The 25713-nt window shown below is 70.9% G+C and carries 22 protein-coding genes and 3 pseudogenes; 14 read left to right on the top strand and 11 right to left on the bottom strand.

Features of this window, described 5'->3' with window-relative positions:
• Positions 1 to 657: 657 nt before the first annotated feature.
• Entirely contained in the window at positions 658 to 1524 is an 867-nt protein-coding gene (locus ABZ098_RS15785) for an alpha/beta hydrolase (protein ID WP_356591232.1), read from the top strand.
• A gap of 155 nt (positions 1525 to 1679) precedes the next feature.
• Here the strand turns inward: ABZ098_RS15785 and ABZ098_RS15790 are convergent.
• Positions 1680 to 2156: pseudogene (locus ABZ098_RS15790) on the bottom strand (TetR/AcrR family transcriptional regulator); the annotation flags it as partial.
• 34 nt (positions 2157 to 2190) lie between these two features.
• Positions 2191 to 2658, bottom strand: coding sequence for a helix-turn-helix domain-containing protein (locus ABZ098_RS15795; RefSeq protein ID WP_356591234.1), 468 nt, complete (start codon positions 2656 to 2658; stop codon positions 2191 to 2193).
• 93 nt (positions 2659 to 2751) lie between these two features.
• Between ABZ098_RS15795 and ABZ098_RS15800 the strand changes: the two genes are divergently transcribed.
• Positions 2752 to 3246 (top strand): PaaI family thioesterase, encoded by a 495-nt coding sequence (locus tag ABZ098_RS15800; protein ID WP_356591236.1) that lies wholly within the window; start codon positions 2752 to 2754, stop codon positions 3244 to 3246.
• 219 nt (positions 3247 to 3465) lie between these two features.
• Here ABZ098_RS15800 and ABZ098_RS15805 read toward each other — a convergent pair whose 3' ends face one another.
• Both ABZ098_RS15805 and ABZ098_RS15810 read right to left on the bottom strand, forming a co-directional pair.
• Entirely contained in the window at positions 3466 to 5370 is a 1905-nt protein-coding gene (locus ABZ098_RS15805) for an AMP-binding protein (protein WP_356591238.1), read from the bottom strand.
• Positions 5371 to 5434: 64 nt separating this feature from the next.
• Positions 5435 to 5635: pseudogene (locus tag ABZ098_RS15810) on the bottom strand (alpha/beta hydrolase fold domain-containing protein); the annotation flags it as partial.
• Positions 5636 to 6172: 537 nt separating this feature from the next.
• Here ABZ098_RS15810 and ABZ098_RS15815 point away from each other — a divergent pair.
• Positions 6173 to 7183: an enoyl-CoA hydratase/isomerase family protein gene (locus ABZ098_RS15815; RefSeq protein ID WP_356591240.1), complete on the top strand. Its 1011-nt coding sequence runs from the start codon at positions 6173 to 6175 to the stop codon at positions 7181 to 7183.
• 388 nt (positions 7184 to 7571) lie between these two features.
• Here ABZ098_RS15815 and ABZ098_RS15820 read toward each other — a convergent pair whose 3' ends face one another.
• The gene (locus tag ABZ098_RS15820; protein ID WP_356591242.1) at positions 7572 to 8585 is read right to left on the bottom strand and encodes an NADP-dependent oxidoreductase; all 1014 of its coding nucleotides are present in this window, start codon (positions 8583 to 8585) and stop codon (positions 7572 to 7574) included.
• Between the two features lie 161 nt (positions 8586 to 8746).
• Between ABZ098_RS15820 and ABZ098_RS15825 the strand changes: the two genes are divergently transcribed.
• The 4 genes and pseudogenes from ABZ098_RS15825 to ABZ098_RS15840 form a co-directional block, all read left to right on the top strand.
• Positions 8747 to 9256: a helix-turn-helix domain-containing protein gene (locus tag ABZ098_RS15825; RefSeq protein WP_356591244.1), complete on the top strand. Its 510-nt coding sequence runs from the start codon at positions 8747 to 8749 to the stop codon at positions 9254 to 9256.
• Positions 9257 to 9423: 167 nt separating this feature from the next.
• Entirely contained in the window at positions 9424 to 9795 is a 372-nt protein-coding gene (locus tag ABZ098_RS15830) for a hypothetical protein (RefSeq protein WP_356591246.1), read from the top strand.
• 178 nt (positions 9796 to 9973) lie between these two features.
• A complete protein-coding gene (gene lpdA / locus ABZ098_RS15835) occupies positions 9974 to 11386 on the top strand; it encodes a dihydrolipoyl dehydrogenase (RefSeq protein WP_356591248.1) in 1413 nt (470 codons plus the stop codon).
• Between the two features lie 16 nt (positions 11387 to 11402).
• A pseudogene (locus ABZ098_RS15840) lies at positions 11403 to 11561 on the top strand (Lrp/AsnC ligand binding domain-containing protein); the annotation flags it as partial.
• 192 nt (positions 11562 to 11753) lie between these two features.
• On the opposite strand, the gene ABZ098_RS15845 reads toward ABZ098_RS15840, so the two are convergent.
• The gene (locus tag ABZ098_RS15845) at positions 11754 to 12044 is read right to left on the bottom strand and encodes a hypothetical protein (RefSeq protein ID WP_356591250.1); all 291 of its coding nucleotides are present in this window, start codon (positions 12042 to 12044) and stop codon (positions 11754 to 11756) included.
• A gap of 170 nt (positions 12045 to 12214) precedes the next feature.
• Positions 12215 to 12976, bottom strand: a complete 762-nt coding sequence (locus ABZ098_RS15850) for a ZIP family zinc transporter (protein ID WP_356591252.1) — start codon at positions 12974 to 12976, stop codon at positions 12215 to 12217.
• Between the two features lie 158 nt (positions 12977 to 13134).
• On the opposite strand from ABZ098_RS15850, the gene ABZ098_RS15855 reads away from it, so the two are divergent.
• Entirely contained in the window at positions 13135 to 14322 is a 1188-nt protein-coding gene (locus ABZ098_RS15855) for a PP2C family protein-serine/threonine phosphatase (protein ID WP_356591253.1), read from the top strand.
• Between the two features lie 130 nt (positions 14323 to 14452).
• Here the strand turns inward: ABZ098_RS15855 and ABZ098_RS15860 are convergent, their stop codons facing one another.
• A complete protein-coding gene (locus ABZ098_RS15860; RefSeq protein WP_356591255.1) occupies positions 14453 to 14857 on the bottom strand; it encodes an STAS domain-containing protein in 405 nt (134 codons plus the stop codon).
• A gap of 166 nt (positions 14858 to 15023) precedes the next feature.
• Here ABZ098_RS15860 and ABZ098_RS15865 point away from each other — a divergent pair, with 166 nt between their 5' ends.
• Both ABZ098_RS15865 and ABZ098_RS15870 read left to right on the top strand, forming a co-directional pair.
• Positions 15024 to 15485, top strand: coding sequence for an ATP-binding protein (locus ABZ098_RS15865; protein WP_356591257.1), 462 nt, complete (start codon positions 15024 to 15026; stop codon positions 15483 to 15485).
• 109 nt (positions 15486 to 15594) lie between these two features.
• A complete protein-coding gene (locus ABZ098_RS15870; protein ID WP_356591258.1) occupies positions 15595 to 16893 on the top strand; it encodes an MFS transporter in 1299 nt (432 codons plus the stop codon).
• A gap of 18 nt (positions 16894 to 16911) precedes the next feature.
• On the opposite strand, the gene ABZ098_RS15875 is transcribed toward ABZ098_RS15870, so the two are convergent.
• Positions 16912 to 17178, bottom strand: coding sequence for a hypothetical protein (locus ABZ098_RS15875; RefSeq protein ID WP_356591260.1), 267 nt, complete (start codon positions 17176 to 17178; stop codon positions 16912 to 16914).
• Positions 17179 to 17586: 408 nt separating this feature from the next.
• On the opposite strand from ABZ098_RS15875, the gene pgm reads away from it, so the two are divergent.
• From pgm to ABZ098_RS15890, 3 genes are all read left to right on the top strand, one after another.
• On the top strand, positions 17587 to 19227 hold the full coding sequence (pgm, locus tag ABZ098_RS15880) for a phosphoglucomutase (alpha-D-glucose-1,6-bisphosphate-dependent) (protein ID WP_356591262.1): 1641 nt from the start codon (positions 17587 to 17589) through the stop codon (positions 19225 to 19227).
• 177 nt (positions 19228 to 19404) lie between these two features.
• The gene (locus ABZ098_RS15885; protein ID WP_356591264.1) at positions 19405 to 20334 is read left to right on the top strand and encodes an amidohydrolase family protein; all 930 of its coding nucleotides are present in this window, start codon (positions 19405 to 19407) and stop codon (positions 20332 to 20334) included.
• 397 nt (positions 20335 to 20731) lie between these two features.
• The gene (locus ABZ098_RS15890) at positions 20732 to 21856 is read left to right on the top strand and encodes an SGNH/GDSL hydrolase family protein (RefSeq protein WP_356591266.1); all 1125 of its coding nucleotides are present in this window, start codon (positions 20732 to 20734) and stop codon (positions 21854 to 21856) included.
• A 19-nt stretch (positions 21857 to 21875) separates the two neighbouring features.
• Here the strand turns inward: ABZ098_RS15890 and ABZ098_RS15895 are convergent, their stop codons facing one another.
• Positions 21876 to 22790 (bottom strand): hypothetical protein, encoded by a 915-nt coding sequence (locus tag ABZ098_RS15895; protein ID WP_356591268.1) that lies wholly within the window; start codon positions 22788 to 22790, stop codon positions 21876 to 21878.
• Positions 22791 to 23326: 536 nt separating this feature from the next.
• Positions 23327 to 24049, bottom strand: coding sequence for a helix-turn-helix domain-containing protein (locus tag ABZ098_RS15900; protein ID WP_356591270.1), 723 nt, complete (start codon positions 24047 to 24049; stop codon positions 23327 to 23329).
• Between the two features lie 154 nt (positions 24050 to 24203).
• On the opposite strand from ABZ098_RS15900, the gene ABZ098_RS15905 reads away from it, so the two are divergent.
• The gene (locus ABZ098_RS15905) at positions 24204 to 25709 is read left to right on the top strand and encodes an APC family permease (protein ID WP_356591272.1); all 1506 of its coding nucleotides are present in this window, start codon (positions 24204 to 24206) and stop codon (positions 25707 to 25709) included.
• Positions 25710 to 25713 lie beyond the last annotated feature (4 nt).

Below are 25713 nucleotides of genomic sequence, written 5' to 3' on the forward strand. Positions count from 1 at the left end.
CAACAGGTCGTTACGGGAGTGATGGTCGCCGCTCCGCTCTTGTGGGCGGTGTCGCGTGGTCGTGCGGGGCGTCTGCTTGTGGGATTGGTGCACGGTTCCGCGATCAGGGCCGGCCGGGCGGTCGGTGACTCCGGGTAGGGGGTGGTCCCCGGGGGTGGTCCATGCCTGCCTGGCCGGTTGGCCGGTTGGCCGGCTGGCAGGAGCGTGCGCGCGCCGTGGGTGCCCTGATGTTTCCAGGAGCTCAAAGCGGGCCGACTCTGTCGGGCGGGCGGACAGGGGTCGTATGGGCTCCGGTGCTGGTCCCGTCGCAACTCGGGCCGACGTTCCCCGTGGCGTCCGGCTCTGGCCCGCGCCCGCCGGGTCGTGAAGCGATGGCTCGGCGGCATGGGGGCGAGACCGTTCACGGCACCGATTCGCGATTCCGGCGGCGGCGTCATGTCGTCGGCTCGCAGACTTGCCACGCGCTTAGAAGTATGGTCATACTTCAATCATCGACGTGATGCCGAGGGGCTCGACCGCTGAGGCGCTCAATCCCACAGCCTTTGACCGTCGACTCCGCGGACTGCCGCCGCAGTCAGGAGACGCAGGTAGCTGCTCTGCTCCTCCCCTCCTGGGAGGGGGCGCCTCGCAGGGACCCCCACATCGAAGGGCACGACCGTGACTGATTCACAGGACGTACGAGGCGGCGTGGTGACGTCGTACAAGAACGCGCCGACCCGCACTGTCACCGCCGGGGGAGTGACCTTCGCCTACCGGGATCTCGGTCCCCGGTCCGGCGTCCCGGTGGTCTTCCTCACCCACCTCGCCGCCGTCCTCGACAACTGGGACCCGCGGGTCGTCGACGGCATCGCCGCCAAGCGGCGGGTCATCACCTTCGACAACAGGGGCGTCGGCGCCAGCACCGGTTCCACGCCGCGCACCATTCAGGCGATGGCGAAGGACGCCGTCACCTTCATCCGGGCCCTCGGGCTCGAACACGTCGACGTCCACGGCTTCTCGATGGGCGGCATGATCGCCCAGGTGATCGTGGAGACCGACCCGCAGCTCGTCCGCAGGCTGATTCTCAGCGGCACCGGTCCCGCGGGCGGCGAGGGCGTCAAGAACGTGACGGTGCTGTCCCACCTCGACACCGTCCGGGCCCTGTTCACCCTCCAGGACCCCAAGCAGTTCCTCTTCTTCACCCGCACCGCGAACGGGCGTCGCGCAGGGAAGGAGTTCCTGGCCCGCCTCAAGGAGCGCACCCACGACCGGGACAAGGCGATCTCCCCCATCGCGTACAACAACCAGCTCAAGGCCATTCACCGCTGGGGCCTGGAGAAGCCCCACGATCTCTCCGCCGTCAAGCAGCCCGTGCTCGTCGCCAATGGCGAGAGCGACAGAATGGTCCCGACGAAGAACTCGCACGACCTGGCCCGGCGCCTGCCGAACAGCGAGTTGGTGATCTATCCCGACGCCGGCCACGGCGGCATCTTCCAGTTCCACGACCAGTTCGTGCAGACGGCTCTCGAGTTCCTCGAGCGATAGTGGGCGGAGTGGCTGCCCCGCTCACTGCGCGGAAGTCGGGCGATGACCAGGCCGGTGTCCGGGGCCGTCACACCCGAGGGGTGTTCCTGGCCGGGAGGCACCCGGTGACCGTGCGGGGGCCTGAGTCGTCGTCCTGGCGACACTCGGCCGATGAGGGCGAGGCCGTTCTCGATGCCCTGCTCAGGGATCTCGTCGGCGAACTTCCGGTCGGAGAGGGCGCGGGACAGCTGCAGCGTGCCCACCATCATGGTGTAGAGCCCGATGGCCTTCCCGCGAGCGGACTTCGGATCCTCGGGTGACAGGCGGGCGGCGATCTCGTCCAGGATGCCTCGTGCACCGTCGGTGTAGGCCTGCTTGGTCGCGTCCTCGCAGCGGCCGATCTCGTCGAGCAGGGCGGCGGAGGGGCATCCGGTGCCCGGCGCACGCAGATCGCCGTGTACGACACCCTGCGGCCCGGCCGCGCCGGACTCGAGGACAGTTGGTCGGCCACGACGTGGGCGACGAGGTCGTCCTTGGAAGCGAAGTGCGTCCTGCTTGAACTGCTGGCCGGACTTCTCGATGATCCGTTGCCGGGTCACCTGCTTGTGCTCCTTGGCGTAGCGCACGAGCTTCCTCCGTTCGCTTCCTGAGATCACCGCTCCATGCCATCGCCTCGTGCCAGATGACTCAGGGCCGGAGGCGGGCGCCCGGCCCCAGCCGGGCGGTGACGTCCCCGGGGGTGAGGGCGGAGTGGTCCGCGGAGCACTCGACGACGACGCGGAGCGGAGCGCCGCAGTCGGCGTGGCGGACGTCCAGTACAGGGCCCTCGGGGCCGACGGCGTACGCCTCGCCCCACTGGCTCAGCGCCATCAGGACGGGCCACAGGTCCCAGCCCTTGCGGGTCAGCCGGTACTCGTTGCGGGAGCGGCTGCCCGCTTCCCGATAGGGGACGGCCTTCAGGACGCCGGACGACACCAGTTTGCGGAGGCGGTCGCTGAGGACGGCTTCCGAAAGACCGATGTGCCGGTGGAAGTCGTCGAAGCGGCGGACTCCGTTGATGGCGTCACGCAGGATCAACAGGGTCCATTTCTCTCCGACCACGTCGAGCGTGCGCTGGACGGGGCAGTTCTCCGTGCTCGCCTCAAGCCACTGCATCCCGCCATCGTAAGGGCCTGGCTTCATCATTGACAGTCAGGTGAGCCCACGGCTAGCTTCATTTGTAAAAGTCAGACGGGAAGGCGCTCGGTCGTGGGACGAACACGTACGTATCAATGGGAAGACCCCGCGATCCTGGCGGAAGCCGCCGGGCGCATGGCCGGCCTCGACTTCCTGCGTGAGCTGCAGGAGGGCCGACTGCCGGGGCCGCCCATCAACTACTCCATCGACTTCACCCTGGACGAGGTGGAGCCCGGCCGGGCGGTCTTCTCGCTGACGCCGGGGGAGGAGCACTACAACCCGATCGGCAGCGTGCACGGCGGCATCTTCGCCACCCTGCTCGATTCGGCTGCGGGCTGCGCCGTTCAGTCCACCCTGCCGCAAGGCATGGCGTACACCTCGCTGGACTTGACGGTGAAGTTCCTTCGCCGGATCACCGTGGACACGGGTACGGTGCGGGCGATCGGCACGGTCGTCAGCAAGGGGCGCCAAACCGCCCTCGCGCAGGCGCAGTTGGTCGACGGGACGGACCGGCTGCTCGCCCACGCCACCAGTAGCTGCATGCTCTTCCCGGTGCCTTCCTCTTGAGGGTGATTCTTGGCGGCGGTGACGCGCGTCGGCGACGGCCGTAGCTCCTCGGGTTGCCCGGTTGCCCGGTTGCCGGGGCGCCGGCTTGCGCGGGTCACCCGGCCGGGCAGGCGGGGCAGGCGTTCGCTTCCCCTCTGACCTCGGGCTGCCCGCACGGTGCCTGCTCTCGGCCGGCGTAGCGCAGGCGTGACCATGGCCATCCTGCTGCCGGCCGGTCCGTCACGGGGCAGACGTTCCGGGCGTGTGACCGGTGCGGCGGAGAACCGGGCGGAGGGTCTCGATCACGTCCGGGTCGTCCACCGTGGAAGGAATGGGTTCGTCGCGGCCGTCGGCGATGCCGCGCATCGTCTTGCGCAGGATCTTTCCCGAGCGGGTTTTGGGCAGGGCGGCCACGACGGCGACGTCCTTGAGGGAGGCGACTGCGCCGATGCGCTCGCGTACGAGCTGGACGAGTTCGGCCTCGACCTCGGTCGTGTCGCGGCTGATGCCGGCTTTCAGGACGACGAAGCCGCGCGGGATCTGGCCCTTGAGTGCGTCGGCCACGCCGATGACGGCGCATTCGGCGACATCGGGATGGGCGGCCAGGGCCTCCTCCATGTTTCCGGTGGAGAGTCGGTGTCCGGCGACGTTGATGACGTCGTCGGTGCGGCCCATGACGAAGACGTAGCCGTCGTCGTCGATGTGGCCGCTGTCGCCGGTGAGGTAGTAACCGTCGTAGGCGGAGAGGTAGGAGGCGACGTAGCGGTCGTCGTCGTTCCAGAGGGTGGGCAGCGCGCCGGGCGGCAGGGGAAGCTTCACCACGATCGCGCCGTCGACGCCCGCGGGCACCGGCTCGCCCGAGGGGTCGAGGACGCGGACGTCCCAGCCCGGGAGCGGGCGGGTGGGGGAGCCGGGTTTGACGGGAGCGGCCTCGATGCCGACCGGGTTGGCGACGATGGGCCAGCCGGTCTCGGTCTGCCACCAGTTGTCGATCACCGGGATGCCCAGGAGAGTGCTCGCCCAGTGGTAGGTCTCGGGGTCGAGGCGTTCGCCGGCGAGGAAGAGATGGCGCAGGCCGGTCAGGTCGTGGTCGGCGGTGAGCGTTCCCTTCGGGTCCTCCTTGCGGATGGCCCGGAAGGCGGTGGGGGCGGTGAACATGATCGTGGCCCGGTGCTCGGCGGCCACGCGCCAGAACTGGCCGGCGTCCGGTGTGCCGACCGGTTTGCCCTCGTACAGGATGGTGGTGGCGCCGGCCAGCAGGGGCCCGTAGACGATGTACGAGTGCCCGACGACCCAGCCGACGTCGGAGGCGGTGAACATGGTCTCGCCCGGGCCCACGTCGTAGACGGCGCCCATCGACCAGTGCAGGGCGACCGCGTAGCCGCCGCAGTCGCGGACGACTCCCTTGGGTTTTCCGGTCGTTCCGGACGTGTAGAGGATGTACAGGGGATCGGTGGCGGGAACGGGAACGCAGTCCGCCGGGGACGCGGCGGCCACCAGGTCCGTCCAGTCGAGATCGTCAGGGCCCAACTCGGCCGGTTCCTGCGGGCGTTGCAGGATGACGCTCTTCTCCGGCTTGTGGGCCGCGAGTTGGATCGCCTGGTCGAGCAGGGGCTTGTACGCGATCACCCGCTTGCCCTCGATGCCGCAGGAGGCGGAGACCACGACCTTGGGGGCCGCGTCGTCGATGCGCAGGGCGAGTTCGCGCGGGGCGAACCCGCCGACGACGACGGAGTGCACCGCGCCGATCCGCGCGCAGGCCAGCATCGCGACGACAGCCTCGGGGACCATCGGCATGTAGATCACCACCCGGTCGCCGTGCCCCACCCCGAGCCCCGCCAGTGCTCCGGCGAAGGCGGCCACCTCGTCCCTCAACTGCGCGTAGGTGTAGGTGCGTCGGGTGTCGGTCACGGGTGAGTCGTGGACGAGCGCGGGCTGTTCACCCCGGCCGGCCTCGACGTGCCGGTCGAGTGCGTTGAAGCAGACGTTGAGCCGCCCGTCCGGAAACCAGCGGTAGAAGGGGGCGCCCGAGGAGTCCAGGGCGCGCTGCGGAGCGACATCCCAGTCGATGGCTTCCGCCGCCCGCAGCCAGAAGCGCTCCGGGTCCTCGGTACTGGCGCGGAAGACATCCTCGTACGTTCCCATCGCGCACTCCTTTGTGGCCTCGGGACGGTGGTGTGGTTGCTTGCGAACGGTGTCGTACACACGCCGGGTAGGGGTGTTCGGGCGCCAGGCGGAAGTCCACGACCAGCGAGCGGGCGCCGGCCGCCTTCGCGATGTGGCCCGCGGCCTTGCGGTCGGAGTGCATCGAGGCGGTGACCGATCCGCCGAAGTGGAAGTGGAGCAGCGCGCGGTCGGGATCGGCACCTTCGGGGATGGCCCACAGGGCGGGGACACCGCCCGCGTCCACTTCGGCGTAGGTGACGCCTTCCGGCTCGGTCGACGCCTTGTGGTTCGAGTCGACGATGTCACGGATGACGGCCAGGTCGAGGCCCGGTGTCGACTACCTCGCGCTCACACTCGCGAGGAACTCCGCGAACTCGTGCGCCTCGGGGCTTACTCCCATGGTGGTGCTCCTTCCGGGGCGGATGCCGTGCCGGGGTTCCTCGCGGCAGCCGGGTCGATGTGCCGGTCGTGACGCTAGTGGCTGAGTATGGAAAAGTAAACTCAAAGGGAGGAGGTCGACCCTCATGGAGGCGATGTCGTGGTGAGGAGTTCGGTCTGCCGTCTGGGTGTCGTCGGTGGACGCGTCCGCAGCGGGGGTGGCGAAGGCTGTGCCGGAGCCCTGCCGTGACCGTCGGCAAGGACGTCGGCATGCTCCGCGCCCTGTGCAAGGATCTTGAGGTGCCTATCCCTCGAACGGCACGACGCCGAGTCAAGGAACGTGATGGCCACGACTGACGTGATGGCCACGACAGCCAGGTCCGCGGGGACGGGATGACGAGCCATGCCTGATACCACTGCGGGCGAGATTCTCGCCGACGTCCACCGGGGTGTCGGCCGCCTCCTGCTGAACCGGCCCAAGGCGCTCAACGCCCTGACCGCAGAGATGGTCTCCGCCATCGACCGTGCGCTCGCCTCATGGGCGCACGAGCCGCTGTCCGCCGTGGTGCTCGCCAGTACCAGCACGAAGGCGTTCTGCGCCGGTGGGGACATCCGCACGATCCGCGAGCACAGCCTCGCGGGCGATGCCGAGGCCAGTGAGCGGTTCTTCGCCTCCGAGTACCGGCTCAACGCGCGGATCGCCGAGTATCCCGTGCCGGTCGTGTCGCTCATCGACGGCCTGTGCATGGGTGGCGGTCTCGGGCTGTCGGTCCACGGCGGCTTCCGTGTCGTCACCGAACGCGCGGTGCTGGCGATGCCCGAGACCGGGATCGGGTTCTTCCCGGACATCGGGGCGAGCTACTTCCTGCCGAGGCTGCCCGGAGCGATCGGCATGTTCCTGGGGCTGACCGGGCAGCGGATCGACGCGGCCGATGCGTTGTACACGGGGCTGGCCACGCATTTCGTTCCCTCGGACCAGCTGGACACGGTGGGAGACGCCCTGGCCGACAGCCCCGACGAGCCGGTGGACATCGTCCTGAACCGTCTCGCCGGCCGTTCCCCGGTGGCGGAGAGCAGTCTGGCGGAGGTACGCGGGGACGTGGACCGGGCTTTCGGCGCCTCGACCCTCGGCGAGATCGAGAAGCGCCTGCACCGGCTCGACACCCCTTGGGCGGCAGCCGCGTTGCGATCCCTGCGATCCGCTTCGCCGCAGAGCCTGGAGATCACCCACGCCTTGCTGGCCCGGGGCAGGCAGCGCACCTTGCGTGAGTGTCTCGACGCCGAACTCGCCCTCACGCGCACGACCATCCGCACGCCGGACTTCCTGGAGGGCGTCCGTGCCGCCCTGGTCGACAAGGACCGCGCTCCCACCTGGGAACGTGCGTCAATCGGCGGGGAGACGCTGCCCTCCTGAGCGGGTCCGCCGTGGGGAGGGCCGCTGTGAGTGGGTCCGCTGTGAGCAGAGCCGTTGTGGGTAGGGCCGCTGTGAGCGGGTCCTCGTGAGCGGGTCCTCGTGAGCGGGGCCTCGTGAGCAGGTCCGCCGTGCGCAGGGCATCGCCTTGCGCGGTTGCGGGCGTCCAGCGCCGAGTCGTGGCGAGGGACGATCCGTCGGGGTCGGGGCGGCGCGGGACAGTTCGCGCGGGTGTTTGAGCCGCGCGGCGCTGTGCCGCGGGCACACCGCGTCCGGAACGGCGCAGGGCCCCTGCAACTGCGGCTCTCTGCGGCATGGTTGCCATTCGATGGCTGACGGGGTCGCCCCCCGGACGATCGTGCCGGAACGAAGGGCTGTCGCCTGCCGCGTCTCAGTCCTTGCCGGGCGCCATCGAGACCACGACCTTGCCGGCCTTGGTGCGGCCCTGCTCGACGTGCGCCATCGCCTCGAGTGTCCGGTCGAAGGGGAAGGTGCTGTCGATGACCGGGCGGAGCTTCCCGCTGTCGTAGAGGGCACTGAGCTTGCGCAACTGGGAGCCGTTGGCCTGCATGAAGAGGAACTCGTAGCGCACGCCCAGCGCCTTGGCCTGCTTGCGGACCTTGCGGCTGAGGGTGTTCATGACCAGCGCCAGGACGGAAGGCGCGCCGAGCTGCTTGGCGAACCCGGCGTCCGGCGGGCCGACGACGCTGACGGCCAGGCCGCCGGGCTTCAGTACGGTCAGCGACTTCTCGAGGTTCGCCCCGCCCAGGGAGTCCAGCACCAGGTCGTAGCCGGACAGCACCTTCGAGAAGTCCTCCTTGGTGTAGTCCACGACGACATCGGCGCCGAGGCTCCTGACCAGCTCCTCGGACCTGGTGTTCGCGGTCGTCGCCACCGTGGCGCCCAGGTGCTTGGCGAGCTGGATGACCGTCGACCCCAGGCCTCCGGCACCGGCGTGGACGAGCACCTTCTGCCCCGGTTTCACGTGGGCGCGGTCGACGAGGATCTGCCAGGCCGTCAGGGCCACCAACGGCACCGCGGCTGCCTCTTCGAGGGTGAGTGAGGCGGGTTTGGGGGCCACATCGTCCACGTCGATCGCGATGAACTCCGCGAAGCCCCCCACCCGCAGGTCGCGCGGACGGGCATAGACCTCGTCGCCGACCTCGAAGCCGCGCACGGCGGAGCCGACCCGCGTCACGACGCCCGCCACGTCGTGGCCGAGCACGAACGGACGCTTGTACTTCAGGAGCTGCTTGAACTCCCCGTTGCGGACCATCTTGTCCAGCGGGTTGACGCTGGCGGCGCTGACTTTGACCAGGACGTCGCGGGCTCCGACGGTGGGCTCGGGTACCTCCGCGGCGCGGACGCCGTCCTTGCCGTACTTCTCGACGACGAATGCCTTCATGTCGGCCGACTCTCTGTGCGGGTGTTCCGGTGGCTGATGCGATTCTTCGGCAGGGCCCCCTGCGCGCCCGTACTCGTCGCGTGCGGCCGGGTTGATGTGCTGACTGCGACGCTACTAGCTGAGTATGGAAAAGTAAACTCAGGAGAGGTTAGAATCACCTCATGGATGCAACGACCGAAGCTCTGCAGGACGCCGGCCTGGACCCCCGACTCGACCGGGACGCGTCGAACTGCTCGATCGCGCGGACCCTTGAGGTCGTGGGCGAGAAGTGGACGATCCTGATCCTGCGCGAGGTCTTCTACGGCTCGTCCCGCTTCAGCGAGTTCGAACGCGTCCTCGGCTGTCCTCGCAACCTCCTCGCGGCCCGTCTTCGGATGCTCGTGAAGGAAGGGATTCTGGCCACCGAAACCTACAAGGAGCCGGGCTCGCGAAGCCGTCCGAAGTACGTGATCACGCCCAAGGGGGTGGATCTGGTCCCGGCCGTGATGGGGCTCCTGCAGTGGGGCGACCGCTACCGTGCCGACCCGGAGGGCCCGGCCATGTTGTCCCGGCACCGTGGTTGCGGCGCGCCTGTCGACGCCCAGATCCGCTGCGAACACGGCCACGCCGTACAGCCGGAAGACATCGAGAGCATCCCCGGCCCCGCGTTTCGTCTGCGGCCCGCCGAGTGAGCTGAGCGCGGTGGAGACAAGGGCTCTTGGGGCTCGGTCTGCCGCACCAGCGGCGGGCGCGGGCGGGGGAGCGGTTCACGAAGGGCAGGGCGCATCAAGCGGGTGGGCAAGCGGGTGCGTCCCCACCAGAGGTGGGCCTCGGATGGTTCGGGCGGTGGACGCGCCCGGTGCGGATCGCCGCCACGATCCAGGCGCCCTTGTTGCGCTCGACGAAGGCGTGGGCCGCTGTGGAACGGTGGTCCGAGCGGCTCCCGGGATCCCGGCGCGAGCCGGACCCCGACGGCCGTTCCCCGGTGATCGCCGTCGCCCGCGACAGTCGGGGCCGCCCCTTGGCCACGACCGCCCTCACCGGACCCGATCCGTACGAGCTGACGGGATCCCTCCCGGCCTGGGGCGCCGTCCACGCGGCACAGCCGGATGCCGTCCTCAAGCCCGGTGCGCCCGGCCCGGTCGCCGCCTTCGGCCCCGACACCCTCAGGGTCGGTGCCGCCGAGGCCGCAGTACACGGAGTCGACGGGGCGTCGGCCCGCCGTCGATGATGACCGGGCGGGCATAGATCACGGCGCCGGGGCGCTGAAGCAGACGTCCGGCACCTCGCTGGTGAGGTGGTGAACCATACGTTCGCCTCCCCTGTCGGCGAGTTGATGAACAGGTTGTCGATCGGGAGCGAGTCGGCCCTCGCGGGAGCCGGCCGCCCCAGCGGAAAGGAAGCCGTCCATGGACGAGCAGGGTGAGCGCTTCGACGTCGTCGTACTCGGCGCGGGTCCCGGCGGATACGTCGCCGCCATCAGGGCCGCTCAACTGGGCAAGCGCGTCGCGGTCGTCGAGGAGAAGTACTGGGGCGGCGTCTGCCTGAACGTGGGCTGTATCCCCACCAAGGCCCTGCTGCGCAACGCCGAGCTGGCACACATCTTCACGCGCGAGGCGAAGACCTTCGGCATCAAGGTCGACGGGCAGGTCTCCTTCGACTACGGCGAGGCCTTCCGCCGCAGCCGGAAGGTCGCGGACGGCCGGGTCAAGGGCGTCCACTACCTGATGAAGAAGAACAAGATCACGGAAATCAGCGGTCGTGGCACGTTCCTCGACCCGCACACCCTCCAAGTGGCCGACTACGACGGCAACACCCGCACCATCGGCTTCGACCACTGCGTCATCGCCGCCGGCGCGAGCCCCAAGCTGCTCCCCGGCACCCGCCGCACGTCGCGCGTGGTGACGTACGAGGAGCAGATCCTCGCCGAGGACCTGCCGCAGTCGATCGTGATCGCGGGCGCCGGGGCCATCGGTGTCGAGTTCGCCTACGTGCTGCACAACTACGGCGTCAAGGTCACCGTCGTCGAGTTCCTGGACCGGATCGCACCCCTGGAGGACGCCGAGGTCTCCGCCGAACTGGCCAAGCAGTACCGGAAGTTGGGCATCGACGTCCTCACCTCGACCCGCGTCGAGTCGATCGACGAGTCCGGCCCGCAGGTCCGGGTGACGGTTACCGGCAAGGACGGCGCCCAGCAGGTCCTGGAGGCCGACAAGGTGCTCCAGGCGATCGGCTTCGCGCCGAACGTCACCGGGTACGGCCTGGAGAACACCGGCGTGCGCCTCACCGAGCGCGGCGCGATCGACGTCGACGGTCGTTGCCGTACCTCCGTCCCCCACATCTACGCCATCGGTGACGTCACCGCGAAGCTGATGCTCGCGCACGCCGCCGAGGCCATGGGCGTGGTCGCCGCCGAGACGATCGCGGACGCGGAGACCATGGAGCTCGACTACGTGATGATCCCGCGTTCCACCTTCTGCCAGCCGCAGATCGCCAGCTTCGGCTACACCGAGGCGCAGGCGCGGGAGAAGGGCTTCGACGTCCAGGTCGCCAAGTTCCCGTTCACCGCGAACGCCAAGGCCCATGGCCTGGGTGACGCCAGCGGGTTCGTGAAGCTGATCAGCGACGCCAAGTACGGCGAACTCCTCGGCGGTCACCTCATCGGACCCGACGTCACCGAACTCCTCCCCGAGCTGACCCTGGCCCAGCAGTGGGACCTCACGGTCCACGAGGTCGCCCGCAACGTCCACGCCCACCCCACCCTCGGCGAAGCGGTCAAGGAAGCCGTCCACGGCCTCGCCGGCCACATGATCAACATGTAGGAACCGTCGGCGGAGCTTCCGGAACTGGGTGACGAGCCTGCCGGACATTCTCGGCGTGTTCGTCACCACGGGCACCGAGGACTTCATCCTGCACATCGCCGTTCCCGACAACGCCGGCCTGTACGCCTTCGTCATCGACCGCCTCACCGAACGCCCGGCGCACGGCATCGGGTGATCGCCGGAGAGCATCCGCGGAACGACGTCCGGGCCACTCCCTCGCCGCCGAAGCGCACGTCAAGAGGCGAACAGGGCTGCGAACGGCGGCCCGGGCCGAGCAGAGAAGAGCCCTCGGCAGTCTGGCGTACGCCCCACAAGCGGTGGGCGCCGACGCCCCTGCCCGCGTACCCGGCGGTCCTGCCCGCGTGGGTCACACCCCGGCGGTCCGGTCCGCCAACCGCCCGACGGCGAACGCGACCGCGTCAGCGAGTTCGCACAGGCGGCAGTGGGCATGGCCGACCCGGCCGGAGACCGCTTCGGCGGTGCCCTCCTCCGGATGACCGTCTCCCACCTGGCGCAGGGCCCGCACCATCAGCATGCGTCTGTTCAGTTCCCGCTCCGAAGCAGTCCGCGGCGGTCGCACCGCCGCGGGCGCGGCCAGGGCCCTGAGGACGAGGGCGGCCACGGTGTGCGGGACGAGATCCTGGCCGGGGCGTGGCACGGCACCAGCTCCTTGCCCGGTCGCCGCTCTCATCGGGACGGCTCCCGTCGAGGCAGGGGCGGTAGGCACGAGCGCCGTCCGCGGAACCGGTCACCGGAATCCGGCCCAAGACCGCACCGCCTCCCAGCTGATCGCTTCCCTCCGGTGAATCCCTCCCGCTGGCCGCCCCGTCAGGCGTGAGACAGGGCGAAGGAGACCAGGAAGCCGCTCACGGTGATCAGACCGATGGCCAGGTGGGCGTCCTCGAACGCCTCGGGAATCATGGTGTCGGCGATCATGGCGAGGATCGCACCGGCCGCCACGGCGGTCACCACGGCGATCAGGGCGGGGGAGAAGGAGCCGACCACCGTGTAGCCGAGGACGGCCGACACGGTGCTCGCGGCGGCGATCGCGGCCCAGACACCGAAGACGTACCCCTTGGTGCGGCCGGCCTTCTTCATCCCCGCCGAACTGGACAGGCCCTCGGGCACATTGCTGATGAACACCGCTGCCACGGTCACCAGGCTGACCGCGCCGCCGTCGAGCAGGCTGACGCCGATCACCGCGGACTCCGGCACGCCGTCGAGCAGCGCGCCGAGCGCGAGCGCCATCCCGGAGCCGCCCTGCTGGGCCTCCGAGGGCTGCGCCGCCGACCGCGCGTGACCGGAGCGCTTGCGGTGCCGGGCCCCCCGGCGGGCCAGCCACACGTTGCCCCCGGTGTAGGCCAGGGCGCCGATGAGGGTGCCGACGGCCGCGGGAGTCAGTCCCGCCTGGTCGTACGCCTCCCCGACCAGTTCGAAGGAGACCGCCGACAACAGCACCCCGGCACCGAACGCCATCACGGTCGCGATCACCTTCTGCGGCACCCGCAACCCGTACCCCAGCGCGGCGCCGAGCAGCAGCGCCGAGCCCGCCACCAGTCCCCACAGTCCAGCCTGTACCACTTCAGCCATGCCGACGCGTCTACCCGGGATGGATGTGGATCAACGGGCGCCGCTCCGATTCGAGGTCCCGGCCGAGCTTCGTGAGCCCTTGACCAGGCAATACGGCCGGATCAGGTGATGGCACGGAGATGCGGGGAAGAAGTTGCGGCAGCCGATGGGAGGTTGTTGTGGAGGGTGGAGACCTGGAACTGGGCGAGCTGCTGGCCGCTGCCGAAGCGGCCCCGCCCGGTGAGTCCGTGGACGTGGTGGCACGCGACCTGCAGAAGAGGCTGGGCGCGGAGCGGGTGTCGTTCCTCTTCGTCGACCTCATCGGACAGCGCCTGGTACGCCTCGCCGCGTCCGGCGCCGCTTTCACGGATGCGGAGCCGATCGAGCTGAAGGGCAGCGTCTACGACAGCGTGCTGCGCAACCAGCGCCAGCACGTGGAGCCGGACGGCCAGGGCGGGCAGCGCGTCATCACGCCGGTCAGCAACCGCGGCGACTGCGTCGGCGTCCTGGAGGTGACCTTGCAGCACGCCGACGACACCGTGCTGCGACAGGTCCGCGACGCGGCACACGCGCTGGCCTACATCATCGTCACGGACGGACGCTTCACCGACCTGTACCACCTGGGCCGGCGCACCACCGAGACCAGCCTGGCCGCGGAGATCCAGCACCAGCTCCTGCCCTCGGCCCCCTGCTGCGAGGCGGCCCAGTTCACCCTCGCCGCCGGACTGGTCCCGGCGGACGACATCGGTGGCGACACCTACGACTACACCCTCGACCGCGGCACCCTGCATCTGTCGATCACCGACGCGATGGGCCACGACACGAACTCCGCGCTGCTGGCCACCCTGCTGGTCGGTGCGCTGCGGAAGGCGCGCCGCAGCGGCTGTGACGCCCTCAAGCAGGCCGACCACGCCCACCAGGCCCTGCTGCGCCACAGCCGTGGGCTGGCCACCGGGCAGTTGCTGTGCGTCGACCTGGAGACGGGTCTGTGCGAACTCGTCAACGCCGGCCACCCCTGGCCGCTGCGGCTGCGTGACGGCACCGTCGAAGAGGTCAGGCTCGCCGTCAATCTGCCGTTCGGTGTGGTGGCCCCCGGCTCCTACCGGCTCCAGGAACTGGCACTGCGTCCCGGCGACCGACTGATCCTGCTCACCGACGGAATGCTGGAACGCGGTGCCGCCGCGGCCGACCTGGCCTCTGTCGTTCACGACACCGGCGCGCTCCATCCGCGAGAAGCCGTCCGGGCCCTGACCGCCTCGGTGCTCGACGCCTGCCACGGCCGCCTCAGGGACGACGCCACCGTCATGGTTTTGGACTGGCACGGCGATCGCCGCCGACCGGTCGAGGACGGGACGGACCCGCGCTGATCCGCGACCGTGCGGTCACCGGGTCGGTGGTGTACCCGGTTGCCGGGGCGGAGGGTGTGTGAGCGTGCGGATGAGGGCGACTCGGCCGAGGAGAGGTTGGGGAGACAGCCTCTCGGGGGTTCTTCGCCGACTACGGTCGGCGAAGAACCTTCGTGTCCGTGCCGGGGTCCAGGGCCTGCTCCAGCGTGGGAAGGCAGGCGATGACGGTGTCCAGGCCGACGAGTTGCACGACCCGCATCACCGGCTCGCGCGCGGCGGCCAGGCGCAGCCATCCCCGGGCCGCGGCGACCTGCTGGTGGACGTGGACGAAGACGTTGATGCCGGTGGAGTCCAGGAAGGTCACTCCGCTGAGATCCGCCACGACACGAGGCGCCGGACCGGCTTCGGCGATGTCCTGGGGCAGCAGTGCCGTCGTCAGCGCGTCCTTGACATCGTGGTCGACGTCCCCGCGCAGGGTCACCACCCGGATGCCGTCGACCGTGGAGTGTTCGATGGACAGCCGCTCTGGTCGGCCTGTCGGCGCTATGTCGGTCACCGTTCCTCACCTGTGCCCAGGCTGCCGGGGGCAGCGTCCGTGAATGATTGTGCCGTACCGTCCCGGCCGGATGCACCAGGCCGACTCTGTTCGAACATCGCCTCGGGTGTGCATGCCGGTACCGCCCGGCGGGCACTCGCCCGCGGAGACGGGGAGGACAGGGCTGATGCTGGTGGGTTCGCCATCCGAGGACGGGGACTGTACGGAGCGCGCTGCCCGTCCGATGCGGGCCCGCTTCGCCCTGGCCGGGGACGACGGGTGCATCGCACAGGCCCGCCGGCACGCCGCCGACTTCCTCACCCGGGCCCAGGACAAGCACGGCCCGGCTGTCTCCTCGTACACCGTGGAGATGGCCCGGCTCATCGTGAGCGAGCTGGTCACCAACGCCCTCAAGTACGCCCCAGGGCCCGTCCTCATGGAGCTGCGCATCACCGGCGCCCGAGTGGAGATCGCCGTCGGGGACAGCAACCCCACCCTGCCGGAGGCGCACCCCACCGACCCGGACCGCGTCGGCCGGCACGGCCTGGAGATCGTCCGGGCCGTCACCCCGGACGTCGACATCCAGCGGCTGGCGTCGGGCAAGCGCATCACCGCCCGCATCGCCCTGACCCCGGGGGGCCCGTGCTGACCAGGACGACTGTCCCCCAGGTCCGTGAGGTCGACGAAGCGCTGTCGCTGCTCGACGACCGTGAGCCCACCGTGCCGTACCGGCGGCCCGTCCGGCGCTCATGCCGGGCATGACGGGGACGATCGGCGGCGCGCCCCGCACCGGAGGTCCCCCGCTGCTGCCGGTGTATCTGACCGCGGCCGTCCTCGCCCGGACCGCGGACGAGGGAGCCCGTGTCGGACTCGTCATGCTGGCCGCGCAGCGCGCCGGCAGTCCGGCGCTCGGCGGTGCCCTGGTGGCCGCGCTGATGATCCCCCATGTGGCAGCCGCACCGGTGGCCGGCGTACTGGCCGACTCGGTGCGGCGCCGCCGTCTCTTCCACGGCAGTGCCGTGGCGCTCTACGGTGCCGCGCTCTTCACCCTGGCCTTCCTCGTGGGCACGGCCGACGACGTCGTGGCGCTGGCGTTGGCCGCCGCCGCCGGGTGTGTCGCCCCCCTGCTGACCGGGGGCCTCACCGGCCTCCTGCCGGAACTGCTCGGCAAGGAGCGGCTGGCCAGGGCCTTCAGCGCCGACGCGGTGTCGTACAACCTGGCGGGCATCTGCGGGCCCGCTGCCGCGGCGGCCCTGGGCGCGGCAGCGGGCGCGGGGGCGGCCCTCGCGGTTCTGGGGGCAGCGGCGATGACGGGTGGGCTGCTGCTGTTGTCGCTGCCGCTGCGTCCACGGGCCCGCGGTCGTGCCGGACCGGGACGGCTGCGGCCTGCCGACCTGGTGCGGGGGGCGGTCGAACTGGTCCGCAACCCCCCGCTCCGGTCGGTCACTTGGGGCAGCGGTGTGGGACAGATGGGGGTGGGGGCGCTCCCGGTGGTGAGCGTGCTGCTGGCCGCCGAGTACCACGCGCCGTGGGCGACGGGCGGGCTGATGACCGCGTTCGCCGCCGGTGCCCTGGCTGGCTCCCTGGGTTACGCCTGGCGCCCCGTCGGCCGGCACCGGCCGGAGCGCGTGGTCCTGTGGGGTCTGCCGGCCACCGGCATTCCCCTGGCCGTGGTGCCCTGGACCGGTCACGCCGTCACGGCGGCGGGCCTGTTCGCCGTGGCCGGCTTCTGTACCGGTCCGCTGTTCAGCGCACTGCTGGCCAGCCGTGAGCGCTACGCCCCCACGGCCGTCCGCACCCAGATCTTCACCCTCGGCGCCGGGCTCAAGAGCACCTTCGCCGCCGCCGGAGCGGGCGTGGCGGGCGCCCTGAGCGGGCTGGGTGCCGTCCCGCTGATGCTGGGAACCGCCGCATGTCAGCTGGCGGCCGGCGCTCTGGCTCTCGTCCTGCTGACGAACCGGCGCACCGGCCCTGGCGGCACCGGGACGCCGGTCGAGAACTCGCCCCGCCCTTCGTCCTCCGCCCGGGACACCCGCCCACGAGGGCCTCGGCGTTGAGGACGTGGAGGCCGTACGTCACCTGGCGGGTTCGATGCGCAGGACGGCGGTCGTGCCGCGTACGTCTACGACCTTCAGGCTCATGGCGTCGTTGACGGTCGCGGCGGGGCCCTTTCCGCAGCGGAGCCCGACACCGCCCCCACCGGCCGACGACACCCCGCCGCCACCGGAGCAGCCCGAGACGCTGTAGCCGGGCCCCGTCAGCGGGGCGACCATGTCGACCTCGCCGTCGGCGATCGCCCTCACCTTGATCGGCCCGAGACCGTACGACTGCGGCACGTTCACGGTGTCTCCGACGGCGACCTCGATCTCGCACGTCCCGTCGGCACACGGCCCGGTCGGCGAGGGCGACGTCGGGGACGACGGGGTGGGTGGCTGCGCGGGGACGGACGCCGGCCTGGATCCGGACCCGCTCGGCCGGCCCTCGGCGGAGGTCCCGTCCGAGGGGTCGGAGGAACACGCTGTGAGAAGCGCGAACGCACAAACGACAACAGCGGCGGTGGACGACGTCCTTCTACGCATCATGACGGCCATTGAACCCCGACGACCCGCCTCGTCGGCCGGTTGTCGGCCGAGGTCACCTTCACGGGCGCGGGAGCAAGCGGAACCGTGCCCCCACGCGCGTCCCCGTCGCTCCGGCGGGGGAGAATGGGGCCCGTACCCAACGGTCGACCCTTGCGGAGGAGCGGGTAAATGCAGAACGCGCGAGCGGGGCAGGTCGCCGGGCCCGACGACCTCATCGACGTGGCCCGTCTGGTGACGGCGTACTACACGCTGCACCCCGACCCGGCCGAACCCGGACAGCGGGTGGCCTTCGGGACCTCGGGGCACCGCGGTTCGTCCCTCGCGGCGGCCTTCAACGAGGACCACATCGCGGCCACCAGCCAGGCCATCTGCGAGTACCGCGCCGCCCAGGGCACCGACGGCCCCCTCTTCCTCGGCGCCGACACCCACGCCCTGTCCGAGCCCGCGCGGATCACGGCCCTGGAGGTGTTCGCGGCCAACGACGTCACCGTCCTCATCGACCAGGCGGACGGCTACACGCCCACCCCCGCCGTCTCGCACGCCATCCTCACGCACAACCGGCACCGGACCTCGGCGCTCGCCGACGGCGTCGTCGTCACCCCCTCGCACAACCCGCCGGCCGACGGAGGCTTCAAGTACAACCCGCCGAACGGCGGCCCCGCCGGTTCCGAGGCGACCTCCTGGATCCAGGACCGCGCCAACGAGATCATCACCGGCGGCCTGAAGGACGTACGGCGCATCCCGTACAGCCGCGCCCTGGCCGCCCCCGGCACCGGACGCCACGACTTCCTCGGCGCCTACGTGGCCGACCTGCCGAACGTCCTGGACCTGGACGCGATCCGGTCCGCCGGAGTGCGCATCGGCGCCGACCCGCTCGGCGGTGCCTCGGTCGCCTACTGGGGCCGTATCGCCGAGGAGCACCGACTCGACCTCACCGTGGTCAACCCGCTCACCGATCCCACCTGGCGCTTCATGACGCTCGACTGGGACGGCAAGATCCGCATGGACTGCTCGTCGCCGTACGCCATGGCCTCGCTCATCGAGCAGCGCGACCGGTTCGACATCGCCACCGGCAACGACGCCGACTCCGACCGGCACGGCATCGTCACACCGGACGCGGGCCTGATGAACCCCAACCACTACCTGGCCGTGGCCATCTCGTACCTGTTCTCGCACCGCGAGCAGTGGTCCGCGTCGGCCGGGATCGGCAAGACCCTGGTGTCGTCCAGCATGATCGACCGGGTCGCGGCCGACCTCGGCCGGACGCTGGTCGAGGTGCCCGTGGGCTTCAAGTGGTTCGTGGACGGCCTGTCCGACGGCACGATCGGCTTCGGCGGCGAGGAGTCGGCCGGCGCGTCCTTCCTGCGCCGCGACGGCTCGGTGTGGACCACCGACAAGGACGGCATCATCCTGGCCCTGCTCGCCTCCGAGATCACGGCGGCGACCGGCAAGAGCCCCTCGCAGCACTACGCCGAGCTCACCGACCGCTTCGGCGCCCCCGCCTACGCGCGCGTCGACGCCCCGGCCTCCCGCGAGGAGAAGGCCCTGCTCGCCAAGTTGTCCCCGAGCCAGGTCACCGCCGACACCCTCGCCGGAGAACCGGTCACCGAGGTCCTCACGGAGGCCCCCGGCAACGGCGCCGCCCTCGGCGGCATCAAGGTGGCCACCGCCAACGCCTGGTTCGCGGCCCGCCCCTCGGGCACCGAGGACGTGTACAAGATCTACGGCGAGTCGTTCCTCGGCCCGGACCATCTGAGCCAGGTCCAGGAGGAGGCCAGGTCCGTGGTGCTGGCGGCGCTGAACGCCTGACCCGACGCTCGATCCCCGGCCCGCGGTCGTGACCTGTTCACGGCCGCGGGCCCAAAGCGTTGTGCGGGGGCCGTTTCTTCCGGGGCCGTACCGTCCCCACTTCCTGTGACGGATCCCTCACCGCGTCGCCTGCGGAAAAGGTCGCCGTACCCCGCACCGGGGACGATCGTGGGCGGCATGAGCGATCGCGACGAGGCGACGAACGACGAGGCCGGTGAGGTCCGCCGTTTCTGGGGCCGACTGGGTCTTCCGGGCCTGATCGACGTCCACACCCACTTCATGCCCGAGCGGGTCCTGCACAAGGTCTGGGAGTACTTCGACACCAACGGGCCGCTGATCGGCGGCCTGGGATGGCCGATCACCTACCGGAAGGCGGAGGCGGAGAGAACGGCCCTGCTGCGGGGGTTCGGGGTGCGGGCCTTCACCGCGATGCTCTACCCCCACAAGCCCGGTATGGCCAGGTGGCTGAACGGCTGGGCGGCCGACTTCGCCGGTCGCACCCCCGACTGTCTGCACACCGCGACCCTCTTTCCCGAGCCGGACGTCGAGACGTACGTGCGCGAGGCCGTCGACGCCGGGGCACGGGTCTTCAAGGCGCACGTCCAGGTGGGCGGCTACGACCCGGCCGACGAACGCCTCCACGGAACCTGGGGGCTGCTGGCCGAGGCGGGCATCCCCGTGGTGATCCACTGCGGCTCCGGGCCCGCGCCCGGCAAGCACACCGGTCCCGAGCCCATCGCACGGGTCCTGGCCCGGCACCCGAGGCTGCGGCTGATCGTCGCGCACATGGGCATGCCCGAGTACGAGGAGTTCTTCGACCTCGCCGAGCGCTACGACCAGGTCCGGCTGGACACCACGATGGCGTTCACCGACTTCACCGAGGACTTCATGCCGTTCCCGCGCCGCGCCCTGCCCCGGCTCGCCGCACTCGGGGACCGTGTCCTGCTCGGCTCCGACTTCCCCAGCATCCCCTACCCCTATCTGCACCAACTCCAGGCCCTGGAACGGCTGGACCTCGGAGCGGAGTGGCTGCGGGCCGTGTGCCACGACAACGCGAGCAGTCTGTTCGGCGTCGACACCGCCACGGACCAAGGCGAACCGGCCTGACGGTTCAGCACACCCACCGGCTCTGCCCCCTCCGTGGCCCCGAGGGCATCGCCGTCGGACTGCCCGATGAGCTGGGCCGAGGACGCGGGCGAGCGCTCTCGAAGGGAAGGGGGAAGGGCCGCCTCGACCTCCCCAGGTTCGGCGGCCCTTCCGGGTAAGCATCGTGCTGCTACCCGGAAGATCCGTACTCATGCCCGACTGTTCATCCCCGCTTTCGGCGGCCGCGGGCAGATGCTGCCGGGAGGGTTGACGGGCACGCCCGAGGCGGTCACCTTGAACAACGCCAGGGGTGTGGGAGCGCTCCCGTGACCTACGGGCCGAACGAGCCGTACCGAGGATCGCGGGGCCCACCACCGCACCAGGCCCCGACCGTCCCCCACGACCCAAGGATGGCCCGATGCAGCAGCCCGCTCCGTCCCGTCGCTTATCCCGCAGAACCCTGGTGACCGCCACCGCCGCCGGCCTGGTCGCCGCCGTCGCGGCCCCCGCACGCGCGGCGAGCGCCGCCTCGACCCGGTACCACACGGTGGGCCGGGTCAAGACCGCCGCCGACGGCTTCGTGCGCTACAGCTGGCCCGGCGTCTACTTCGAGGCCCGGTTCCGCGGCACCGGCGTCGGTGTCCTCCTCGACGACCCCGTCAACGACTACGACGTCCAGGTGGACGGCAGGACCGCCGCCACCCTCGTGACACCGGGCCGGACCACCGCCTGGGTCCGGGGACTCTCCGACACCGAGCACCGGGTGCGGCTCGTCAAACGCACGGAAAGCCCCTGGAGCGAGGGCCGGTTCGGCGGCTTCGTCGCCGCCGCGGGCGGTGCGATCCTCGCCAGGCCCCCGGCCCGGCGCAGACAGATCGAGTTCATCGGAGACTCCTACACCGCCGGCTACGGCAACCTCTCCGACACCCGCGACTGCTCGGGCAACGGGGGAGTCGACCGGAACACCGACTCCGACCTCTCCTTCGGCGCTCTCACCGCCCGGCGCCTCGGCGCGGACTACCAGATCAACGCCTTCTCCGGCCGTGGCATGGTCCGCAACTACAACGGCAGCAGCCCCGGCACCGACTTCCGCACCTACTACGACCGCGCCCTGCTGAGAGTGGAGGGCGACGTCTGGCGCAAGCCGGCCGACTGGCGGCCGCAGGTCGTCGTCATCGGGCTGGGCCTCAACGACTTCTCCACACCTCTGAACCCGGGCGAGCGCTGGAGCACCCAGGCCGAACTGGTCGCCGCCTACGAGTCCGCCTACCACGGTTTCCTCGACAAGCTGCGCGCCCGCTACGGCCCCAGGACCTTCCTCGTCGTCAGCGCCACCGCCCTGGGTTCAAGCCCCTTCGCCGAGACCGTCGAGAGGATCGCCCGGACCCGCAACGCGCGGGGCGACGACCGTGTCGCCCACTGGTACTACGACGATCCCGCCCTGGACCACCTGGGCTGCGACTGGCACCCCTCCGCACGGGACCACCGCGTCATCTCCGGCCTGCTCGACGACCACCTCGCCACGCTGCCGTTGAGGTGGTAGCGGGCGTGCGGGTGGCGCGTCAGTTGATGCAGAGCAGGTTGAGCACGCACAGCCCCGACGGATCGGTCGTGGACGTCGACGAGGTGTTCGTCTGCGAGGACTGAGAGCCGTCGCCGCCCGTGCTCGTGCTCGTGCCGGTGTTCGTGCTCGTCGTGCTGCCCGTCCCCGTGCCCGTGTCCGTGGACGAGGAAGAGGTCTGCGTCGTCGTGCCGGTCGTGCCCGCCGTCGTGGTGGTCGAGCCGCTCGTCCCGCCGCCGCCGGTCGCGACCGACGTCGACAGCGAGCCCCGGGACTGCGACCGCGAGGGGGTCGTCGCCGTGGGCTCGGGGGAGGCGGCGGAGTCGGTGTGGACCGACGACAGGGTCGTGGTGGACGCCGAGTCGGCCGTCCGCCGGTGCTTGCCGACCTTCGTGGACGGCGTGGTCGTCGACGCCTGCAGTGCCTTGGCGGGCGTCGACTCCGGCAGGGCGTCGCCCGAGGTGGGCAGCTCCGCCACACCCATGGACCGGGTGTCCGGCGAGGCGGCCGCCTGGGTCCGGGTGTTGGACTGCTGGTTCATCGCGGTGACGGTCAGTCCGCCGCCGACGAGGGCGACGGCGGTCGCGACCACGGCCTTGCGCTGGTTCTTCCGCCAGCGGGCCTTCTGGCGCCGACGTGCCGCCCGGCCTTCCTTCATCACCGGCGCGTCCGCCACGTCCTCGGACGGGACGCCGGGCTCGGCCCCGGCCGCCGGCTCCTCGTGGAGGCCCGTGTCGTGCCACTTGGGTGCTTCGTCCCAGGCCGCTGCGGCCGTGCCCGCCGTCCCGTAGACGTGGGCGGGAGGAGCGATGTCCGGGGCGTAGGCGCCGCATCCGGGACACGCCAGGGCGCCGTTGAGATGCCGACGGCACGAGGAGCAGTAGTCCATCTGGTCTTCCTGAGTCGACTGCACCATCGGCCCGATGGCCGTGGCCGGTCTCGTTCGCACGGGGGATCGAGCCGAGGCAAAAGTAGCGAGGCTTTCGAAAGGCGGTGTGCAGCCTGTGTGATGCTCCTGCGTAGATGTCACAGGGGTGCGGTGGGCGCGAGGGGCGTACGTCGCGTTCGCGCCACTTGTCCGCCATGTGACCTCGGTGTGTGTCCTGATGTGGCCCGTCGCGGTCCAACGCGGGCCCCGTCACGGCGAGTTGGCGGTGACGGGGCGTGCCGCGCATCAGGATGCCTGGAAGGTCGGCCCTGCCGGACGGTCCGGACAGTGGCGTGGTGGACGCCGTCGGGACTGGCGGAATCGGTCGAAGCCCCGGCGCGGGCAGGAGTGTGAACGCGCCGGTGTCGACCCGGTTAGACGTAGGCGAAGTGGCCGGGAATGTCTCGCCGGTGGCGAACTTTCCGGCCACGCTGTAGGTGCTGCCGAGATGCCCAGGTCGAGCGCGGTACTGCGGCGCGAACGGCTTCGGGGGGCCAGCCGCCCCACGGAACGTACGGAAGACCTCATCCGGGCGACGAACCCCCCGCGGACGCCCCACGCGCCGGCGCTCGCGCCGCCAGCGCCTCCAGCAGCAGGTCCACCGCCGCCTCGAACGAGCTCTCCGCCATCCCCGGCAGTTCGCGCCGGACCGCGGTGAGCGCCGGGTACGCCACCGGGTCCAGGTCCTGGTAGACCTCCCGCCAGGCGCGACGGTCGGCCTCGCGCTGCTGGCGGGCGAGTGCCTGGAACGCCGCGTCGGTGGCGGCGTGGCTGAGCACGGTGTCGATGAAGGCCAGATACAGGCGGGCGGCGGCGGCCGGCTCGAAGCCCGCGGACAGCAGCAGGCCGATCCCCGTGTCCACCGCCCGGATCTCGCTGGTGCGCCGGGTCACCCGGTGCGCGGCCAGGGCGGCCGCCCGCGGATGGGCGAGGTATCCGGCACGGACCCGCAGCGCCATCTCGCGCAGTGACGCCACCCAGTCGTCCCCGGGGACGAACCCCGCCATCGCGTCGCCGATGATCCGGTCCGCGATGGCGAGCACCAGGTCGTCGGTGTCGTGGAAGTAGCGGTAGAGGGCGGTCGGGTCGCAGCCCAGCGCCGCGCCGAGCCGCCGCACGCTCAGCGCCTCGGGACCGTGCTCACCGATCAGTCGCAGGGCGGTCGCGACGATCAAATCCTCGGACAGCAGGACTCCGGTGCGGGTGGGCCGCCGTCGTCGGCGTTCCTCGGGGACACGGCTGGACATACCGGATTCCTCTCGCCGGGGCCCCTCAGTGAACGGCCCCCGCCCCCCTTACGTCAACAGGGTTGACCCAATGTGGACGGGAGCTGTTCCATCACCTCACCGCGCGGCTCTTCCCCTCTTCCCTTCCTCGCCCTCCGTCCCCGAGGAGCCCTCCATGTCGTCCAGACCGACCCCGCCCTCCGCCCCGAGCCCCGATCTGCGCCGTTCCCTCGGCGTCGTCGACGGCGTGGCCATCGCCGCGTCCAGCACGGCCGCCACCACCAGCATCGCCATCGGCATGGGCACGATCGCCACCATCGTGGGCCTCCAGGCCCCGGCACTGCTGCTCCTGGCCTTCCTGCCGGTCCTCGGCATCGCCACCGCCTACGCCCGCCTGAACCGCTCCGAGCCGAACTGCGGCAACGGATACGTCTGGGTCGGCAAGTCCCTCGGCCCCTGGCCCGGCTTCCTGACCGGCTGGGTCACCCTGGTCGGCTCGGTCATCTTCTGCGCCTACACCAGCGCGATCATGGGCTCGGTCGTCCTGGCCTTCGCCAACAAGGCCGGACTGCACAGTGTCGCCGGCCTCGCCCTCGACCCGACGTCCACCGGCGTCACCACCGCGGTCGGACTGGTGATCCTCCTCGCGCTCACCGCGCTGGCCGTCACCGGGGTGCGGGCCGCCACCCGCTTCCAGTTCGCCCTCCTGGTCTTCGAGTACACGGTCCTGCTGGCCTTCTGCGGCTGGGCCCTGGTCACCGGCGACCACGCCGTCTCGCTGTCCTGGTTCAACCCCTTCGAGATCTCCAGCGGCACCACGTTCGCCCAGGGCATGGTCCTCGCGGTCTTCTTCTTCTGGGGCTGGGACGCGGCGTTCAGCGTCAACGAGGAGACGAGGAGCCCGGGCGACGCGGCCCGCGGCGGCCTCATCGCCCTGTTCGCCATGCTCGGCCTGTTCCTCTTCGCCTCGGTCGCCTTCCAGCGGGAGATGAGCCTGGCCGAACTCGTCAGGAACGGCCCCCAGGCCCTCCCGTACCTCGGCGAGAAGCTGGCCGCCGAACCCTGGGCGACCCTGCCCCTGGTCGCGCTGATGTTCTCCGCGGTCGCCTCCGTGCAGGCCACCCTGATCCCCACGGCCCGTGGCCTGTTCGCGATGAGCCGCGACCGCACGATGGGTCCGGTGTGGACCCGCGTCCACCCGCGCTGGGGCACCCCCGCCGCCGGCACGGTCGTCGTGATGTCCGTCGCCGGTGTGATCGCCGTGCTCGCCGTCGCGATCCCCAAGCTGAGCGACATGCTGCTGGCGGCCGTCAACGCCATCGGCCTGATCGTCGCCCTCTACTACGGCCTCACCGCCCTCGCCTGCGCCGTGCGCTTCCGCTCCGCGCGTCACGACGGAGCCCGCGAGGCACTGCTCGCCGTCGGCGTGCCCGCCGTGTCCGGCCTGATCCTGCTCGGCCTCGGCGGCTACCTCGGATACTCGTACCTGACCATGAGCGACCACTTCGAACTCAGCCCGGACAACGGGTGGTTCATGTTCTCGCTGCCCGCCGCGATCGTCCTCGCCGGCCTCGGCATGGCCGCCGTCGCCAAGTACGTGCGGCACTCGCCGTACTTCAGCACGGGGCGCGGCACCGACGCCGAGTCCCTGACCCTGCCGATGGACCGTACGGCGGTCTGACCCC

The organism is Streptomyces sp. NPDC006335 (assembly GCF_040612795.1).
Classification (GTDB): Bacteria; Actinomycetota; Actinomycetes; order Streptomycetales; family Streptomycetaceae; genus Streptomyces.